Genomic DNA, 19,100 nt, shown 5'->3' with positions numbered 1-19,100 from the left:
CTTCAAAGCTTAGACAATCGTACCATATATTATTTTTCCGCTACAATCATGAACCCTTATAAATTTCGGGCTTCAAAATACCGATGTAGGGGAGGTTTCGATACCGTTCTGCGTAATCTAAACCATAACCGACAACGAACTCATCCGGCACCGTAAATCCGGCAACATCCGGTACAAGGTCAACGTTGCGCCCCTCCGGCTTGTCCAGCAGTGTAACAATCTTGACCGAGCGCGCATTCCGATGACGGAACAAGCTGACCAAGTAACTCAACGTTAACCCGCTGTCAATAATATCTTCAAGGATCAATACGTCACGTCCATCAACAGATGTATCAAGATCTTTTTCAATTTTCACTTCACCGGAAGATACTGTTGAGTTTCCATAGCTTGAGACATCCATAAAATCAAGTTCAATATGCGTATTCATCCGCTTCGTTAAATCCGCCATAAATGGCAGGGCGCCTTTCAACACACCGATCACGAGTGGAAAGCGGTCTTTGTACTCTTCAGACAGCTGTTCACCGAGCTCTGCTACTTTCTGTTGAATTTCTTCTTCGGAAATTAAGACCTTTTCAATTTCATCATTCATCCTGCAAGAAACCTCCAATAAAAATTGAATTCTTTATGCTAGTGCAGATCATTATAATCAACCGCCTACTATCATAACACGGTAGGAAGATCAACGCATCATTTGCTGTGTATTTTCACCATTTGCTCAAATCGTTCCTGAAATGAGGGCGCTGACGTAAAATTAAGCACAACATACGGTGCTTCCTTCGGCAGACGTTCCGTCCAGGCTGCCGAGCCTTTTTTCACCCCGGGGACCCAAACGACCCATCCGCTGTTGTCGACAATCACTGGCCACGTATTGCGCCAGAGCGCAGGTACTTTCGCATCTATTAAAATACGCTTTAACTTTTTCGTTCCGTGCATGCCGGCCGGCTGCATTACGTCTTGTCTGCGGCGCGTACGTACGTGGAGCGGAAACTCAATTTCAGCCGCTGACAACACAAGCTGTCCGGGATCTTGCAGAGCTGCAGGAAGCTCATCGGTATCCCAGGCATGCAGCACACCGGTTTCGACATTAACTGTCCCCGGAATATTGATTTGCTGACAACAGCCGGCATCTGGCAGTGACTGCGGAGCGGGTCTAAAGAAGAGCCGGTCGTACATCCGCTCTGCCTGCAAGCCACCAGGCAGGTCAATTCGGGCGGAAGGGTGATCTGCAGTAGCAAGACGCAGGCAGGCATCAATATGTATAGCAGATGGTGTGGCTGAAGAACTTTCATAAAGAGCGCCTAAAATGATTTTAACCATGTGCTGCTGTAAAGCCGCATGTCTTTCTATAAGGGCACTACAGGAGAGCTCGACGTGATCGTTTTGAAAAACGGCGACTTTTGAGAGCGCTGCTTCTGCTTCTTGTTTCATCCAGTCCCGCTCATCATTGAGTCGATCCAGCTGGGGCTGGAGCTGATCCAGCATAGACGGATTTTCTGCTTTCAACAACGGAAGCATACGACGAAACCGGTTGCGGGTATACTTATCTGATGCATTGCTCTCATCTTCTGCATATGCAATCTGATAATTTGCAGCATATGCCTTGATTTCGGATTTTTCTACCGGCAGAAACGGGCGTACAACCTCAATGTCAGCATGGTCCGCTCTTCGTTTCGGCGGGATTCCCCAATTACCTTCCCCCCAAGTGCCACGGGCAAACGCCATCCAGATCGTTTCTAGTTGATCATCTGCATGATGCGCGGTCGCAATTTTTCTGCACCCGTGCAGAGACGCTGCTGTCTCTAAAGCATTATAGCGGAGGCGACGGGCTTCGGCCTGGATGTTGGCACCTGCTGTATAATCAGCAGCTTTTAAAGTCTCGTTTACAAACGGGATCCCTTCTGCCGCGCAAAATTTTTGGACTAGCCGGCTGTCATTTACGCTTTCCGGGCGCAGGTTATGATCAACGTGAGCAGCAGTGACAGAAATATTTGCGCAGAAATGATGAAGCCAGTGCAACAGCACCATCGAATCCACACCACCGGACACCGCTACTAACACATTGTCCCCTGATTCAAAGAGATGATGCTTATGAATATGTTCACGAACGCTTCGTTTCATAACGTTCTGCCACCCCTTTCCGCATCGAAAACAACGAGAGCGCAAAGACGAGGCCGGCTGCAATTGCCCCTGCCTGCAGCAATGTCTCCGCCCCGAGCTCCAGCCCACCGAGATAATCTTCCTCAACAAACGATAACATCGTATTATACGCCCGCCCGCCGGGCACAAGCGGAATAATTCCGGGGATCGCAAAAGTCGTGACAGGCACGCGCAGCCGCCGGGCAAGTAAATGCCCAAAAAAAGCAGCTGTAAACGCAGCAATCGCCGCCGAGAATACCGGCGAGACTTGCAGTGTCGGCATATAAGCATAAACAAACCAGGCAATGATGCCGATTAAACCGCCGATCCAGACGAGGCGCAGCGGAACGTTAAAAATAATGCCAAAGGCGGCAGTTGCAATAAAGCAAAGTAAAAGTTCAAGCCACATAGCGCAGTGCCTTCCTTTATGTCAAAAATATAGAGAGTGCAAGGGCCACGCCGCCTGCAATTGAGAGTGAAGTGATTGCCGCCTCCGCCCCTCGTGACACACCAGCCACCAAATCACCACTCATGAGGTCACGAACAGAATTGGTAAGCGGAATCCCCGGGACAAGCGGGATCATTGTACCGATAATAACTTGGTCGATGTTACTGCCAAAACCAAGTTGTACGAGGACCAAGGCTGTGACACCACCAAAAAAAGCGGCAAGAAACTCTGAAAAAAACTTCCCGCCAATATGCCGTTGAAAGATCACGAGGCTCAGCATCGTTACGATCCCTCCGAGAAAAGCCGGCCCCATATCGATAACAGACTGACCGATCAAATAAGAAAAGGCTGCACCACCAGTACCTGAAGCAAGAACGATGAGCCACATCGGATAACTCATTGGCGCCTTGGAAATTTCCTGCAAGCGTTTTTTCACATCTTCCAAATCAAGTTCCCCAAAAACGTACTCCCTCGAAACTTGATTTACTTCTGTCACTTTCCGCAAATCTTGATACCGTTCATTCACGCGCGTCATCTGCATAACATCAACTTCATCTTTTGTTTGTACTGAAAGAAAAATGCCGGTTGTCGTAACGAAACTGTGCACATGCTTCATGCCTGATGCTTCAGCCATCCGCCGCATTGTATCTTCTACGCGGTAGGTTTCTGCACCATATTTAATCATCTGCTCACCGGCCATTAAACAAACTTCAACTGCTTGCTCGGCACGTCCCACTGCTTCACCCCCCAGGGCCGCTGTTACATTACTTGTCCAATCCAGTATAGAACAGATGCGAGCAGGAGAAAAGAGCCGCCGAGCGCTGCATCCACCAACTTCCCTCCTTTCTTACGACGCTGTTTGCGCGGTGTATGGGTCGTTGTTTTGCGAGACGGTGCCTCCTTTGATGTTGCTTTTGCATACAGCGCCATCATATCTTTGCGCATCATTTGGGCATCGCGGTATTTTCCGTGCAGCGCACGTTTTAACGCCGGCTGATATACACGCAGCCTGGGATGTGAAAAAATCTTTCGCTCAAGGAGTTCGACGCCGTCTCTATGCGTAAACCGCTCACCATTGATCATATGAATAAAAACCATGGCTGCAGCAAACAAATCGTAGGCAGGTTCAGCTTTTCGGTCACCAAGCCCCCACGTTCCCCGGTCATAAAACTCGGTAAACTCTTTGACCGCACGTCCCTGCAATGTCGTACCCCCGACATCAAACCAGCGGATGCGCGGCGGACGCTCAGTAATCATTAAATTATCCGGCTTTAAATCTCCAAACACCCAGCCGGCTTGATGCAGCCGGTCTAAATCCCCTAAAAGCTGTACGAGAAAAATCGGCGCCCACTCCCTCCCTCGCGCTTCAAGGAAAGAAAGCACCGGAGCGCCGTCCATATATTCCATCGTATAAAAAGCGTACGTTTCACCTTGAATATTGACATCATCTGATACATAAAGCGCCGGTCCGAGCTGATCTCCCGGCGCCTTTGAGAAGTGCTGCAGCACGTTCACTTCTGATGTGATCGAAGCTGCAGCATTGCCAATTTTCATTGCGACTGGACCCTCTGCACTCTCAACAAGGTATACAACACCTGTTGCACCTTCGCCCAGGCGTCGCATGACCCGGTAAACCCCTTGATGCCACTTCCCGCGGACGACATCGCCAGGGGTGAGATTAATCGATGCGTTCTTCAACTTCGCCACCACCCCGCCCGAGATACCGGCGCTTCGAACGCCGGCTGCGAAACGCTGCAAGTGCCTCGTTTAATGCCGGTCCTGTCGGGGTCACACCGCCGGAGCTCATACGTTGAAACGTCGCCGGCAGCCGATTGAGTTCAGACGTCCAGTTTAATAACGGCTCTGCAGCTTTTCGTTTTGCCGGAAATATGTGCACAGCAATCTCATGACGCCCACTGCGCGACTGCAGGCTCACCGATAAATCGGTTAAAGCTTCTTCAACCCGTGGGAGCTTTGTACGCATACTTGCACTTGTATCGACAAGCACTAGCACTTCAACGTCCGCCTGTTCACCAAGTTCATCGACAACTTCCATGACCTCTCCGCGCCGCTCTGGCGAGAGATCCTCCCAAGCTGTGTCCTCACCAAGAATTTGCTGCAGCTCTTTATTTACAACCCCCTGCAGCGTTTGCGTCATCGCCTGACGAGTCACCATCTGTACGGTTTGGGCGAGCTGCTTTGTATACACAATTTGACTTACGCCACCACCAGAAGCTGCAATCGCCTCGATTTCTTTTTCACCGTTACTGCTGATCGCATCCTGCTCGATAACACCGATCACATTGACCGTCACCTGTTCCTCACGGGCAAGCGCGGCAACCGCTGCCGGATCCTCTCCCTGGTTGGAGCATCCATCTGTAATTAATAGCACCTGGCGCAGTGTTCCTGCGTTCATGGTTGATCCCTCCATTCTTCGTATCAACCATTTTTAACCATACTGTGTGCTGATATACCCCTTCTGTCTAAGCATTGCGTTTTAACACGGGAATCGGCTGCCACTCCGGCATGTTGCGTTTCACTTCTGCCACAGCAACGGTCATATCATCTTGAATGTTACCATCACTTGCCCGCACAACTTTTTCGAGCAGTAAATCAGCCATATGCTGTGGATCTGCCGGAACAACATCGCGGATCATCCGTTTCATCCATACTTCACGGTTTTCAATATGCACAGCGTTATCAAGCAGGCCGTCACTCATTAACACAATGACATCGCCGTCCTGCAGGTTGCGGTGCAGCATATCAACATTCATGTCATCAAGCATACCCATCGGGAGGTTGCTTGCTTCAATTTTTAACACTTTATCCCCGCGCTTAATATAGGCAGGCATAGAGCCAACTTTAACAAATACCGTTTCTGCTGTTTGCAAATCGACCATCGCTAAATCAAGGGTCGAAAACATTTCTTCAGTCGTACGCAGCGATAGCACCGAATTGATTGACTTAATGGCAACATTTTCATCCATTCCAGACTGCAAAATGTTTTGTAAAAGTTCAAGGGTCGCCCGGCTCTCCTCATGCGCACGCCGTCCGTTGCCCATACCATCGCTGATTGCAACCGCAAACTTGCCGGAGCCGACCTCCATGGCTGAATGATTGTCACCTGATACCCAGGCACCGCCTTTCGCCACATGAGCAACGCCACTTTCAACTTTATAAGACCGGGCTGAACCAAAACGAACGCGTTGATAGCCATCCATGCCTCGTGGCTTTTGCTGTTCAACAATAATATGATCCCGTAAAATGTCCGAAAGCATAGGCGCAATTAATTTCTCTGCTTCACCGTGGCCTGTCTGAGCTCCAACTTCCATTTCGATATCAACACATCGCGGCGTTAAGCTGTAAATATCCATATCACGTACAGGCAGCCCGGCATGGGCAAGGGTTCGCTCAATTTCTTCTTCCTGTTTATAATGGTGTTCCTTTTCTTGTTCAATTTCTTTGGCAAAGTCATCCATCACCTGCGAGACGCCATTAAGCTGATCAGCAACGAGGCGGCGGCTTTCTTCCACCTGCTTGTTTAACCGATATTCAAGCTGCCACTTTCCCCATTCTTCTGTTAAGACATCGCTCACCCGCTCAGGATAATAGCAAAACTTACGCAGCCGCCCCCGTCCCTGCGGTGAGACTTCGCCATTCGTTTCTAACCCTTGCTTTAATGAACTTAAACAATCATACGTTTTATCAAATTCATCCACCCAGCACGTCTCTTTTCGAAAACACGACTGACACGTCCGCGCAGTCACTTCACTCAAGAAACGATCCGTATCATCAGCGTCTTTATTTTCCTGCACAATTGATGATGAAAAACTTGAAGCAAGCGTATGAAACAGCCGGGAAAACTGCTCCACCCGCGAGGCTGTTACACCCCGCACTCTGTCCACGTACTGTTTTTGATATTTCGCATAAGATTCAGTCCCCGGAATATACTGGGATATATACCCGTTCACGGCTTTAGGGGTCAGTAAAAATAATGCCACTGCCGCAGCTGACTCCATCATGGTTACTTCAGGAGCGTACATCCCTTCTCCGTATAAGGCGATTAGCATCGTCCCGGCTAAAAGACCAAAGCTGACACCAATTTTACGCCCGTCTTTTAATAAACCACCTAGAAGACCGGCAAACGCAAGCAGACTCATTTGATATAAATTCGCCATAGCGGCCAGGCTTAAGACAAGCCCTGTTACGACACCAACAGTTGAACCGATTGCCGCTCCACCGGCAAAAGCAAATAATAAAACAAGGTAACGAGCCAGAACGTGCTCAGCTGCAAGTCCGTACATAACCCAGCCGATGGCTCCAGTCAATATTGAGGCAAGCAGAATAATGAAGCAAATAATCTCTTCGTTTGTAAGAGGTCTTTGTTTTTGATCCGTTAACAGCGGTAGACTATGGAGAAAGATCATCGTTAGCATAAGCGCAAGCGAAGCTTCCACCCCGGTCATCACCCAATCATAAGAGGTGAAGTTACCGTAAGATACATAATACACAGCCAGGCGCGATCCGACTGCAGCTGTAAACACTGATACCGGCAAAGCTACAATTAACTGCATGCCAAGCCGGCGCAGCCACGTATAAAGCACAATAAACGCAAGCATGCTGAACAAAAGAAACGGTAGTTCTGTAACCATGCCCCAATATGCGCCAATACTGACGGCAAGAGCTGCAAGGATTGTACGCTCTCGCTTAAGTGCAAATACAACAGCAAAAAACGGGAGTGCAAATGGATAAAGTTCCGTTAAGATCGCAGCACGTCCAAGCAGTACCCCGGCTGCAAACAAGAGCAGCCCCCATTCCCAGCACAGCTTGGATGCACCATTTCTAGCCTTTTCCATCATTCCTTCTACCTGCTGCCACACTTGACGGACAGCCTCCTGGACGACATTTGTTTGTTTCTCCGCTTCTTTCTGCAACATATTCGCCACCACCTGTTTCAAGCTTGTACAGGTGATTATACGTCTTAATTTTAGAAATTTTTGTCATAATTCCTAAACGAAATAAAAAAAGTCTTCGACGGGGTTTGCGAGCCTTTTATTTTTTGTTGATTCATTAAAAGGATCCGGAAGGGATGAAACGCAGGAGGGAGGATTAATCAGACAAAAGATGAGCGGTACCGGCTTGGCTTAAATAGGTGTTAATACAAAAAAAGAGCAGCCCGTAACCGGACCACTCTTTCGCATTATGTATGGTAGCGGCGGAGAGAGTCGAACTCCCGACCTTACGGGTATGAACCGTACGCTCTAGCCAGCTGAGCTACGCCGCCATATGGTGTCGTCTGTTTGCGACATATTTTATTATATCCAAGGTCAATGTGTATGTCAATGCAAGAACAAACTTTTTTTAAAGAAGCACCCAGTAAAAGAGCGCCGAAACGGACGGGCGCTCTTTTATGTCACTTAACGACCGTAATTACCGCTTGGAGCCGCGCTTGCCTTCGGACTGTTTCCGAAGGGTTGATAAACGCTCATCGCTGTCTTTAAGGAATTGATTCATTTTCTCTTCAAAAGACTGACCCCGCTGCTTCTCACCGCCGGAAGGTTTTCCTTTTTTCCGGTGATCCGATTTCTGCTGCTCCTGCTTTGGTGCTTCAGCCTTGCGGATCGATAAAGCAATCTTACCATCGTCTTCAACTTTCATTACCTTTACTGTCACCGTATCGCCGACGCTTAAATAGTCATTCACATCATTTACGTACTGATCAGCAACTTCACTAATGTGAACAAGTCCGGTCTTTCCACCTTCTAATTCAACAAATGCCCCAAACTTTGCAATCCCGGTGACTTTACCTTCCAGCTTACTTCCAGCTTCAATGGCCATGAACGCAATGCTCCTCCTTGTTCTTAATACGTACGACCTACGAAAAAGTCAAACATATTATAAGTGACTTGGTAAAAAAGTGTCAATCGTTATTATCCTGCGTGCGAGGCGGTACTTTGTAAATCGTTTCCCCCGGTTTCGTATAATAATATTCTTCGCGCGCAATTTCTGCGATAAAATCGAGATCGTTATAGTTTTCAATATCCTGCTTTAATGAAGCTTCTTCTTGATTCAGCTGCTGTAGTTCTTGCTGCAGCTCTTCTTTTTCGGTTTCTTTTGCCTGCAGCATCGTCATTTGTGAAATTAAAATAGCCCCAAGGCTAACCAGGATCACCGCTGCCAAAATACCGAACACCGTTAAACGCCGTTTCAACCCACGCCGACGCTTTTCTAACAGCGCTTCCTGGTTTTCATATGTTTGCTGTTGTTCAGGATGAAGCTTTGTTACTTGAGACTTTTTCTGCCGGTCAGCCAACGTTTAATCCCTCCCTTGTTTCAACCAATGCTGCAGCCGCCTCCATCCATCAACCGGTAATGCAGCAAGTCTTTTCAACCGGCTGTAAAAGCGGGGATGGTTTTGCGTGAATTTTTTAAACATTTTACCGAAAGGACGCCACAGCAGACGACCGATCCATGTACTAATACGTGCAACCGTTCTTACTACTATCATAACGAAGTCGATAATTACTTGCAATATGAACTGGAGCGGGCGCCACAATAGCAAGTTAAGGGTATTGTGAATCAGGCGGAGGCAGCCGTTAAACAGCCGAATGCCAAACTCCAGCCACCTCAATACAGTGGATTGCAGCACCTTTTGATACAACACCCAGCCTAAAAGCAGCGCGCCGATCACATAAACCCGCATTTCTCCGTCATTTACTTGAAGCAGGATATAAAATACAAATAATCCTTGTACTATCCAAAACAACATGTCCAAAACGAGCCGGTGCCAGCGAAACCGCCGTTCATGCGGTGTCAGCCGTTGGTAAATATCAATCCCTGCCCCGACCATCACACCGGCTGCTGCCATCACCAGCATCGTTTGAAACTGGATTTCAAGCGTCATTTAAACAACGATTTGAACCAAGGTTTTTTATTCCCTGCCGGGGCATCAAGATAAACGAGATCTTCCACTTTTCCTTCAATCGAAACGAGGCCATCTTCGACATTCACGTTTTTCATGTAAAGATCATGGCCCCGCACAGACAAGTACCCCATCACTGTCTGCAGCAAAAACTCCTGGCTGTCAAAATGTTCGACTTCCTCCACACCTGTAACATCCAGTGACCGCCGCCCTTTTAATATCACATCGTGCGCACGCTGCACATCATCTACTCGTTCCATCCCTTGTCCCGCCTTTCACTTTTAAGCTTATGCTCTTAGCTTATGATAGAGGACAAGGTATTAGAACTTGCTTACGATGAGGTTTCTGCCGGGCCGGACTCTTCAAGGACGGTGTACATTGACGAGGCAGCATCCTTTTTCGTCGTGTCGTGCAGTTCTTCAACTTTGATTTTCAATGTCTTTGTGCCGAAATAAATGGTCACCTCATCCCCTGGTGATAATTCAGTTCCGGCTTTTGCTTTATTACCGTTAACCGTGATTCTGCCTTGTGAAGCTACTTCTTTCGCTAACGTACGACGCTTAATTAATCGTGATACTTTTAAAAACTTATCGATCCGCATTTTTATCCCTCCTGTTTTGCTTCATTCCATAACCCATCCATTTCTTCAAGTGAAGCATCTTCAGGCGCTTTACCGGATGCATAAAGGGCCTGCTCAATATATTGAAAACGCCGGGTGAATTTCTGATTTGTCGAAGTTAACGCCTCCTCCGAATTTAACTTGTAAAAGCGGGCAAGGTTGCAGAGGACAAACAACACATCGCCGAGTTCTTTTGACGCCCGTTCCTTCGTCCCGCTTTCAAGTTCAACTTTCCATTCCGACAGCTCTTCTTCAAGCTTTTCCCAGATTGGCCCGGCTTCACCCCAGTCAAAGCCAACACGGGCCGCTTTTTTCTGCAGTTCTTCAGCCATAAGCAGTGCCGGCAGCGTTTGTGGTACATCTGCAAGCAGTGATTCCGACACCTCGTTTTTCGCTGCTTTTTCTTCAGCTTTAATTGCATCCCAGGCAGTGACTACTTCATCCGCATCCCCGGCTGCCCCTTTACCAAAGACGTGCGGGTGGCGCCGGATCATTTTTTCATTCAGTGTTTCGATGACATCCTCCACTGCGAAGAAACCTTCATCTTCCCCAATTTGGGCGTGCAGCATGACTTGTAAAAGAATATCACCAAGCTCTTCGATAAGGGCGTCGTCATCTTCTTCATCAATCGCTTCGAGTACCTCGTATGTTTCCTCAAGCAGATAACGTTTTAATGAAGCATGTGTCTGCTTTTGGTCCCACGGGCAGCCGTCAGGGCCGCGCAGCGTTTGAATAACTTCACGCAGCTTGGAGAAATCACGAAAACGTAACGTTTCATCCGCTGCCGGCGGTACGTACACTGCTGTTAAATTGCTCAACTGCACTGCCCGGTCAAGCTCTTCAAGCGGTACAGTTTCTACCACTTCTTCACGGGTGCCGGCTGCGGTTACGACAGTTACTTTATGGGAAGAAGGCAGACGTTCCAGTAGTGTCAGCTTTACGTCAGAAGCAATAAAACTATCATAAACTTGCGATAAGATTAAGTGCTCTGTCAGGGACCAATTGGTTTGATAAAATGTCGTGGCATCTTTCAACTGACAACCATCGTTCGGGTCGATGCCAGCTGCTGTAAACATCGGGTCGAGAAAACTTTGACCACCAGCACTGATCACAGTAAGCGCACCGGCGTCCGCCCGGAGCTTCAGCATATGCACCGTTTGTTCAGCAACGTACGGGTGACCAGGCACAAGATAACATACCGGTCCATCAGCCGCCCGGCGCTCTAGCGCCTCAACAATTTCGGCATATACTTGCTCAAAGTGATCATAAGACTCATAAATATGATCAAAGCTTTCGATATTAAAACCTTCATGCTGTAAGGATTGAATCGCCGGATGTTTATGCGTACGAGCGATGACGGTCTCTGCCTGCTGCACAGCCCGGTAAACACCAAGCGGCATCTGTTCTAATTCCCCCGGACCTGCGCCGGCGACAGTAATGACCGGCAAGGGGCTCTCGTTTTCATTCGTCATCATGGATACTCCTTCATTTCAAGTTCATATGTATTTCCATTATATCACACAACCTGAATGAAACGCGTTGGTGAGTATGTAAGGTTTTGTTGATAAAGCACAGTCTAATTAAATAAAAGAAGCGCCAGCCCGCTACGATGTCATAACGTAACAGGCTGACGGCCTTATTGTTCCATTTGTTTCGCCAGGAAACTAGCTGCAGTTTCAAGCATTTTTTCAGCGAGGGTTTCGTTCAGCGGGTCTTCTTTGGCCATTAATACAACGGCACCAATCGCATCACCGTTTGCGATAATTGGTGCAGCACCGTAACCTTCCATTTCCTCTTTATGATCACTGACAAGGTTATACTCCCCGCGCTTTGCTTTAACAGAGGTGGTACGGTTTTGAATAATATCTTCAATCGAAGTACCGATGCTTTTATGCTTATACTCCTTTTTCGTACCGCCGGAGACGGCGATGAACGTATCTCGGTCAGCGATCAATACCGGCTGATGCATGCTTTCATACAGAGCATCGGCATACTCTTTGGCAAAATCTCCTAACTCGGAAATCGGCGAGTACTTTTTTAAAATCACTTCCCCGTCACGGTCGACGAAAATTTCTAATGGATCTCCTTCACGAATGCGTAAGGTACGCCGGATTTCTTTCGGAATGACGACGCGCCCTAAGTCATCAATACGGCGAACAATCCCGGTAGCTTTCATATCTTCGGCCTCACTTTCTCTTGTTGTCATTCTTGATGTGATTTAGCTTTCACTATTTTCGCTACCGTTAGTATCCGCTGCTTCAAGAGAAGTATGCACCAAGGTTGTAAAAACATATCTTCGTTAGGCTTATGCTTCCGCAGCCGCTGCTTTCACTCCCGGAAGACCGCTTAATAACCGGTGCAGCACATCAAGCAGTGTACCGCTGTTCATCTGTTTCGCATGAATAACGACTTTAATCTTCGAACCGTCTGTACCGAGCGCCACCTGCCGGCCGAGGTCATTGACAAGGGAGAAGAGCCGGGCGCCGTCAATTTCCCCACTTGCTTCTTCGGAACAGAGCACCGTAACTTTATCTTTTTCTTCTTTAATCGAGTCAATCCCTTCAGCTTCAGCCAATAAACGAATTTCAGCAAACGTGAGCAAATGTTTCACTTCAACAGGGTACTCACCGAAACGGTCTATCAACTCGTCTTTTAAATCTGTAAGGTCTTCAAACGTCTGCAGACCTTTAACCCGCTTATACATCTCAATCTTCTGTTTGGAGTCGGCAATGTAGGATTCAGGGATATAAGCTTCAACGTTCATTTCAATTTCAGCTTCAGGCTGTTTTGAAGCCGGTGTTTTTCCCTGCTTCTCTTCAATCGCTTCTTTTAACATCTGCGAGTAAAGGTCAAAACCGACCGAGTCAATATAGCCGTGCTGTTTTGCCCCTAGCAGGTCGCCAGCACCGCGGATCGATAAGTCGCGCATCGCAATTTTAAAGCCTGACCCGAGTTCAGTGAATTCTTTAATCGCCTGCAGCCGCTCTTCTGCCACTTCTGTAAGCACTTTATCCCGCTCGTATGTGAAATAAGCATATGCGACCCGGTTGGAACGTCCAACACGGCCGCGGATTTGATAAAGCTGGGACAACCCCATTTTATCTGCATTATAAATGATTAACGTATTCACATTTGGAATATCGACACCTGTTTCAATAATTGTTGTCGTTACTAAAACATCCTGGTGCCCTTCTAGAAAGTCGATCATCGTTGCTTCGAGCTCCTGCTCGTTCATCTGCCCGTGAGCGTAAGTTACATTCGCATCCGGGACGAGCGCACTCACCTGACTTGCCATTCTGGAAATGTCATGCACACGGTTGTACAACAAATACACCTGGCCGCCGCGGCTTAACTCCCGTTCGATCGCTTCTTTTAAAAGCGCACCATTATACTCCATCACATACGTCTGCACCGGAAACCTGTTTTCCGGCGGTGTCTCAATAACAGATAAGTCCCGCACGCCAAGCATAGACATGTGCAGCGTCCGCGGGATTGGTGTTGCTGTAAGCGTAAGAACATCAATGTTTGCTTTCATCTGCTTAATTTTTTCTTTATGCGTCACGCCAAAGCGCTGCTCTTCATCTACGATGAGCAGGCCAAGCTCACGGTGTTGAACGTCTTTGCTCAACAGCCGGTGGGTGCCGATCACAAGGTCCACTCCGCCGGTTTTTAAAGAACGCAGCGTTTCATTCTGCTGCTTTTTCGTACGAAACCGGCTTAACATCCCGATGTTGATCGGATAATCAGCAAACCGCTCGCTGATGGTGTCAAAGTGCTGCTGGGCAAGGATCGTTGTCGGTACTAATATCGCTACCTGCTTACCTTCCATGATCGCTTTAAAAGCCGCCCGGATCGCAACTTCGGTTTTACCGTAACCAACATCACCACAAAGGAGCCGGTCCATTGGCCGTTCTTTTTCCATATCCGTTTTAATTTCTTGAATCGCTTTTAACTGATCTTCTGTTTCCTGGTACGGAAACGAAGCTTCAAACGCTTTCTGCTCTTCATCATCCGGACTGAACGCATAACCTTGGGTTGCTTCGCGCTCAGCGTACAGTTTGATCAAATCATCTGCGATATCCTGCACCGATGATTCTACCCGGCGCTTAACTTTCTTCCAGTCACTGCCGCCAAGGGCATAAATCTTTGGATCTTTTTCTTCGGAGCCGATGTATTTTTGCACTTGATCAATCTGCTCGACCGGCACGTAAAGTTTGTCATTGCCGGCATATGAGATTTGTAGATAGTCTTGATAGACGCCTTTCACCTCAAGCGTTTCAATTCCAAGGTATTTGCCGATACCGTGATTCACGTGGACGACGAGATCGCCCACCTTTAACTCTGAATAACTTTGGATCCGTTCGGCATTCGACATCTTCGCACGCCGCTTCTGTCGATTCATTTTCTTTTTAAATGTCTCTTCTTCAGTTACGACGGCCAGCCGGTTCATAGGGAGTTCAAAACCTTGGTTGAGTGCACCGAGCATAATATAGGCCTGGCCTTCGGCAAGCTGCGTACCACGTTCAACTAACGGGGCTTCCATGCCGTAATCGTGAAGCACATTTTGCAGGCGCTTCGCCCGCTCTTCGCTTGCAGCAACAAAGACCACCCGGAAGCTCCCCTTCATCCAGCGCTCCATTTCACTTTGCAGTACCGGCATCTGCCCATGAAACTGCTGCATCGCTTTACACTGCAAATTCACAATACTGCTTGGCTGAATTGACTGCAGCGTACGGAGAAACAAGGAGAAGTAAACCGTTTGCAGTTTTTGTGTACTGAACAAATCATGATACGGCACTGACAAAGAAATGCCTCGCGGAATTTCTCCTTGTTCTAACAAGGTCGTCTGCCACTCCGCCTCTTCATGATCAAGCCGTTCTGCCGTTTCCTGCACCCGGCTGATTTCATCAACAAACATGATCATATGTTCAGAAAAATAGTCAAACAACGTGGCCGGAGCTTCGTATAAATACGTTAAATATTTATAAATTCCTTGAAAACGACTCCCCTCTGAAAGCTGGGTCTGTTCGTACTCAAGATGCTCTTTCGCCTTTTGTTTTTGTTCATCATCTTTCATATGCTGAAGCGTTTCTGGAATGGCTGTTTCTAAATTTTTACGGCCGCGCTCGGCGTGCTCCGCAAATAAAATCGTTTCATCTGCCGGCCCAAACCGAATTTCATCAATTTCGTTGAGCGAACGCTGATCATCGGCTTGAAAGTAACGGAGCGAGTCGATCTCATCATCGAATAACTCAATCCGGACCGGGTGTTCTTCGGTTAATGGATAAATATCAACAATGCCACCGCGCACACTTACCTCACCTGGTGCTGTGACCATATCCGTCCGGCTGTAACCAAGCGCGATGAGCTGAACAAGTAGATTCTCAAGATCGAGCTGATCACCTACATGCCACTCAAACTGGCACGCCTGCCAAAGCTCTTTTGGTGGAAGCAAACGGCGCAAACCAGCCACTGGTACAATAATAATATCCGCCTCTCCGTAGACGAGGCGGTTCAACACGTCAATGCGCTGGCTCCGCATCTCCGGACTTGCCACCGCGATTTCCGAGGAAATAAGTTCATTGACCGGATAAAGCAGCACCCGATCTCCGTATACATCAACCAAATCTTCATACCATTTCTGCGCTTGATATAAGTTGTGCGCCACGAGCACACTCGGCCGTTGTTCGGTTTCAGTCATATCAGCGACAAACAACGTTTTGGCCGAGCCGCTTAAGCCGGTAATCAGCTGTCCCTGCTCCCCTTCCTCCAAGCGGGTCTGCACCTGCCGGAGATCTCCATTTTCCATCAAGCGTTCCTGTATCCCTTTCACTTCGTTAGTCCTCCTCCCCGCTCACCGTCACATTCCTTCTATCAAACAATAGAAAAACGCCTTGGCTGCTGAAACCAAAGCCTCCGAATTGTTTCTCCTGTTAGGTTTTCTAACGAAGGAATGCGGCAAATATCCACTTTTCAACAAACAATCATGTATCTTCTACACATTGAAGCTTTAAAAGCAACAACGATGGTAGACTTCGTATTTCGGCAGGTGATTCTCCCGGCAGACCACCATTTTCTTCGGTCCCATCACACATGGTTTTATGATGCTAGATCTCTGGGACAATCTGTGAGCCCGGCATCAAAGTACCGGGTTCACAACCCCTCTTCTCTTCATTGGACAACTTAATGGACCCAGTAATCCAATTCGTGCAGGGCAGGGTTTTGCCGCTGTGCTTCATAGCAGTGGCTGCAAATCGTTTGGATGTGAAGACGCCCATCGGAACCTTCATGCACCGCTTCATTCATCTCTTGTGCATTTAAGCTGGACAAGCCAAGATCCGCTGCTGTATGTTCGCGGCCTTCTAATGCTCCTACACGGCTTTTACAATGGCGGCAGTAGTAATGAATACTCATCATCCGGCTCCTTTACTACAACAGATTTATGTGTAGTATCACCCGTTTCAGCCTTTTTTATTATAAAGGTTCATAACTTCTGGAAATGAGTTTTCAAGCCACGCTTCACAGGCAGCGGCGGCTTCTTGCACCGCTTCATCAACTAGTACGCGCTCTTTTGGGGCAAACGTCCCCAGCACATGGCTCGTCACTGCTTCGCCGTTCGCCGGGCGGCCGACCCCGATGCGGATCCGGTTGAACTTTTGTGTGTTCATATGTTTAATCAATGATTTCATTCCGTTATGACCGCCGTGGCCGCCACTTTGACGAAGACGGATCCGACCGGGGGTTAAGTCAAGGTCATCATACATAATTAAAACGTCTTCTGCTGCTACATTGTAGTAGTCCATCATCGGGCGTACTGCTTCTCCGGAAAGATTCATCATTGTTGTCGGCTGCATTAAAACAATTTTTTCTGTTCCGTTACGATATTCAGCAATCCAGGCTTTCGACTTCTTATCTTCTTTTAAGTTTACTTTTAACCGGTCGGCCAGTACATCCACAGCGTCAAAACCGACGTTATGACGTGTTCTTTCGTATTTTGGTCCTGGATTTCCAAGCCCTGCAATAATCTTCACCTTTGTCACCCCTTCATCCGACACTGTTTCCGGGGCGCTTGAAAACTTGCGCTTCAGCCATTGAATCATCGCCCTCAACTCCTTCATTTAACCGAGCCTATGGTGAAAAAAGGTATAACCCCTAAGGGGGCTATACCTTTTTAAAAGCAAAATTATTCGTTGTCTTCTGTCGTTTCTTCTGCGCTGTCGTCACCAACAAGCTCAGGTTCAGCAGCTGCATCTGTATCCAGTTCTTCTTCAACTGGTACATCAGCAGGAACAACAGTTACGACTGCTTCTTCCGGATCAGCGTTGAATTCGAACGTCTTGTCCGACTTCAAGTCGCTAACAAAGATTGAGTCGCCGATGTTAAGCTCAGAAATGTCAACTTCGATCTGCTCTGGGATTTCTTCAGGCAGTGCGCGTACGGACAACGTAAACTGCAAGTGGGATACAACGCCGCCTTCTTTCTCTCCAGGAGCTTCGCCGACGAGGTTCACCGTAACGTCTGCGTCCATATCCTGCGTCAAGTCCACTTCGAAAAAGTCAATGTGCTCGTAAGTGTCCTTCAAGGAATCAGTTTGTACATCGTTAACGATGACTTTGTGCTTCGCACCATTGTCAAAGTTAAGTTCTACGATTCCGTTACGACCTGCTTCACGCATCGTTTTAATGAAAGCAACGTTTGGTACAGATACTGCTTTGCTTTCTGTTGTCTTACCGTAAAGTACGCCTGGTACAAAGCCTTCGCGACGAAGGCGTTTCTTTTCCGCGCGGTCTTCGCTATTGCGGAAATTTGCCTCGAGTGGTGTTGCTTGAGCCATATTTTCACCTCATTATATGATTTGTAACTGGGTTTTGCCCGTAATTCCCCACTTAAATCGAAATTCTACCACTTTTCAAGGAACAATGCAAGAATTAAGGGGGATTTTTCTATTTGTTCCGGTAACAGCCGCAGCGACAACGCACTGCGGCTATGTTCGCTTCGCCTTAGTCAAACAGCGTGCTGACGGATGTGTGTTCATGAACACGAATAATCGCTTCAGCAATCAGTGGTCCAACCGACAACTGTGTCAGCTTTTCAACCTGCTTTTCTTCCGGAAGCTTAAGGGTGTTTAAAACGACGAGTTCTTTAATCATCGAGTTATCAATGCGCTCAATGGCAGGACCGGAAAGCACCGGGTGTGTACAGCAGGCATACACATCTTTTGCACCCTGCTCTACAAGCGCATCTGCAGCAAGACTCATCGTACCTGCTGTATCGATGATATCGTCAATAATGATCGCTGTTTTACCTTCAATATTGCCAACAATGTTCATCACTTCTGCCTGGTTCGGCTGCGGACGGCGCTTATCAATAATTGCAATTGGCGCACCGAGACGATCAGCCATGCTGCGCGCCCGGATCACCCCGCCGTGGTCCGGGGAAACAACGACAATATCTTCAAGCCCTTTATCTTTAAAGTAATCAGAGAGGATCGGTGTGCCCTGCAACTGGTCCACAGGAATATCGAAAAAGCCTTGAATCTGGGTCGCGTGCAGATCAGCAGTTAAAATCCGGGTCGCCCCTGCGGTTTCGAGCAGGTTCGCCACAAGCTTTGCGGTGATCGGCTCGCGGGATCGGGCTTTACGATCTTGGCGGGCATAACCGTAGTAAGGCATAACAATGTTAATGGTTTTTGCCGATGCACGTTTACAAGCATCCACCATGATTAAGAGCTCCATCAAATGCTCATTAGCTGGTTCGGAGGTCGATTGTACGAGAAATACATCACATCCACGGATGCTTTCTTCAATGTTGACCTGAATTTCCCCATCACTGAAACGCTTCACTGAGCTTTTACCCATCTCAACCCCAACATGGTCGGTTACTTCCTGCGCCAGCTCCGGATTGGAGTTCAAGGTGAATATTTTCAAATATGGATCATTGTATGTTGCCATGAGCAATTTCCCTCCGTAAATTAT

At 47.8% G+C, this 19,100-nt stretch carries 19 protein-coding genes and 1 tRNA gene; all 20 read right to left on the bottom strand.

What is annotated here, in order from left to right; translation table 11 throughout:
- Positions 1-46: 46 nt before the first annotated feature.
- Complete coding sequence (gene hpt / locus B0H94_RS13820; RefSeq protein WP_106589850.1) at positions 47-589, bottom strand: hypoxanthine phosphoribosyltransferase; 543 nt, start codon at positions 587-589, stop codon at positions 47-49.
- A 98-nt stretch (positions 590-687) separates the two neighbouring features.
- Positions 688-2,118, bottom strand: a complete 1,431-nt coding sequence (gene tilS, locus B0H94_RS13815) for a tRNA lysidine(34) synthetase TilS (RefSeq protein WP_106589849.1) — start codon at positions 2,116-2,118, stop codon at positions 688-690.
- Entirely contained in the window at positions 2,099-2,545 is a 447-nt protein-coding gene (locus B0H94_RS13810; RefSeq protein WP_106589848.1) for a threonine/serine exporter family protein, read from the bottom strand. Before B0H94_RS13810 ends, tilS begins: the two co-directional genes overlap by 20 nt.
- A 16-nt stretch (positions 2,546-2,561) precedes the next feature.
- A complete protein-coding gene (locus B0H94_RS13805) occupies positions 2,562-3,320 on the bottom strand; it encodes a threonine/serine exporter family protein (RefSeq protein WP_106589847.1) in 759 nt (252 codons plus the stop codon).
- A 23-nt stretch (positions 3,321-3,343) separates the two neighbouring features.
- Positions 3,344-4,291: a protein kinase domain-containing protein gene (locus B0H94_RS13800; protein ID WP_245894061.1), complete on the bottom strand. Its 948-nt coding sequence runs from the start codon at positions 4,289-4,291 to the stop codon at positions 3,344-3,346.
- Positions 4,263-5,000 (bottom strand): VWA domain-containing protein, encoded by a 738-nt coding sequence (locus tag B0H94_RS13795; protein ID WP_106589846.1) that lies wholly within the window; start codon positions 4,998-5,000, stop codon positions 4,263-4,265. Before B0H94_RS13795 ends, B0H94_RS13800 begins: the two co-directional genes overlap by 29 nt.
- Before the next feature lie 67 nt (positions 5,001-5,067).
- Positions 5,068-7,521 carry a stage II sporulation protein E gene (gene spoIIE, locus B0H94_RS13790; protein ID WP_106589845.1) on the bottom strand — a complete coding sequence of 818 codons (2,454 nt, stop codon included), beginning with the start codon at positions 7,519-7,521 and terminating at the stop codon, positions 5,068-5,070.
- Positions 7,522-7,791: 270 nt separating this feature from the next.
- Positions 7,792-7,868: transfer RNA gene (locus B0H94_RS13785), tRNA-Met, on the bottom strand.
- A gap of 146 nt (positions 7,869-8,014) precedes the next feature.
- Complete coding sequence (locus B0H94_RS13780) at positions 8,015-8,422, bottom strand: S1 domain-containing RNA-binding protein (protein WP_106589844.1); 408 nt, start codon at positions 8,420-8,422, stop codon at positions 8,015-8,017.
- 82 nt (positions 8,423-8,504) lie between these two features.
- Entirely contained in the window at positions 8,505-8,897 is a 393-nt protein-coding gene (locus B0H94_RS13775; protein ID WP_106589843.1) for an FtsB family cell division protein, read from the bottom strand.
- 3 nt (positions 8,898-8,900) lie between these two features.
- Entirely contained in the window at positions 8,901-9,488 is a 588-nt protein-coding gene (gene yabQ / locus B0H94_RS13770; RefSeq protein WP_106589842.1) for a spore cortex biosynthesis protein YabQ, read from the bottom strand.
- Positions 9,485-9,766 carry a sporulation protein YabP gene (gene yabP, locus B0H94_RS13765; protein WP_106589841.1) on the bottom strand — a complete coding sequence of 94 codons (282 nt, stop codon included), beginning with the start codon at positions 9,764-9,766 and terminating at the stop codon, positions 9,485-9,487. The genes yabQ and yabP overlap by 4 nt, the downstream gene beginning before the upstream one ends.
- A gap of 71 nt (positions 9,767-9,837) precedes the next feature.
- Positions 9,838-10,107, bottom strand: a complete 270-nt coding sequence (locus B0H94_RS13760) for an RNA-binding S4 domain-containing protein (protein ID WP_106589840.1) — start codon at positions 10,105-10,107, stop codon at positions 9,838-9,840.
- A 2-nt stretch (positions 10,108-10,109) separates the two neighbouring features.
- Positions 10,110-11,597, bottom strand: coding sequence for a bifunctional methyltransferase/pyrophosphohydrolase YabN (yabN, locus tag B0H94_RS13755; RefSeq protein ID WP_245894060.1), 1,488 nt, complete (start codon positions 11,595-11,597; stop codon positions 10,110-10,112).
- A gap of 164 nt (positions 11,598-11,761) precedes the next feature.
- Complete coding sequence (gene spoVT, locus B0H94_RS13750) at positions 11,762-12,301, bottom strand: stage V sporulation protein T (RefSeq protein ID WP_106589839.1); 540 nt, start codon at positions 12,299-12,301, stop codon at positions 11,762-11,764.
- A gap of 129 nt (positions 12,302-12,430) precedes the next feature.
- Positions 12,431-15,958 carry a transcription-repair coupling factor gene (mfd, locus tag B0H94_RS13745; protein ID WP_427909958.1) on the bottom strand — a complete coding sequence of 1,176 codons (3,528 nt, stop codon included), beginning with the start codon at positions 15,956-15,958 and terminating at the stop codon, positions 12,431-12,433.
- A 350-nt stretch (positions 15,959-16,308) separates the two neighbouring features.
- Positions 16,309-16,539, bottom strand: a complete 231-nt coding sequence (locus B0H94_RS13740) for an anti-sigma-F factor Fin (RefSeq protein ID WP_181315422.1) — start codon at positions 16,537-16,539, stop codon at positions 16,309-16,311.
- 47 nt (positions 16,540-16,586) lie between these two features.
- Positions 16,587-17,156 (bottom strand): aminoacyl-tRNA hydrolase, encoded by a 570-nt coding sequence (pth, locus tag B0H94_RS13735; protein WP_146139957.1) that lies wholly within the window; start codon positions 17,154-17,156, stop codon positions 16,587-16,589.
- 152 nt (positions 17,157-17,308) lie between these two features.
- The gene (locus tag B0H94_RS13730; RefSeq protein WP_106589836.1) at positions 17,309-17,959 is read right to left on the bottom strand and encodes a 50S ribosomal protein L25/general stress protein Ctc; all 651 of its coding nucleotides are present in this window, start codon (positions 17,957-17,959) and stop codon (positions 17,309-17,311) included.
- Between the two features lie 166 nt (positions 17,960-18,125).
- Positions 18,126-19,076, bottom strand: coding sequence for a ribose-phosphate diphosphokinase (locus tag B0H94_RS13725; RefSeq protein ID WP_106589835.1), 951 nt, complete (start codon positions 19,074-19,076; stop codon positions 18,126-18,128).
- Positions 19,077-19,100: the final 24 nt, after the last annotated feature.

The organism is Salsuginibacillus halophilus, assembly GCF_003014715.1.
In the GTDB taxonomy this organism is placed as follows: Bacteria; Bacillota; Bacilli; order Bacillales; family Marinococcaceae; genus Salsuginibacillus; species Salsuginibacillus halophilus.
The sequence above is the reverse complement of the archived record's forward strand: the minus strand, read 5'-3'. Positions and strand labels throughout refer to the sequence as shown.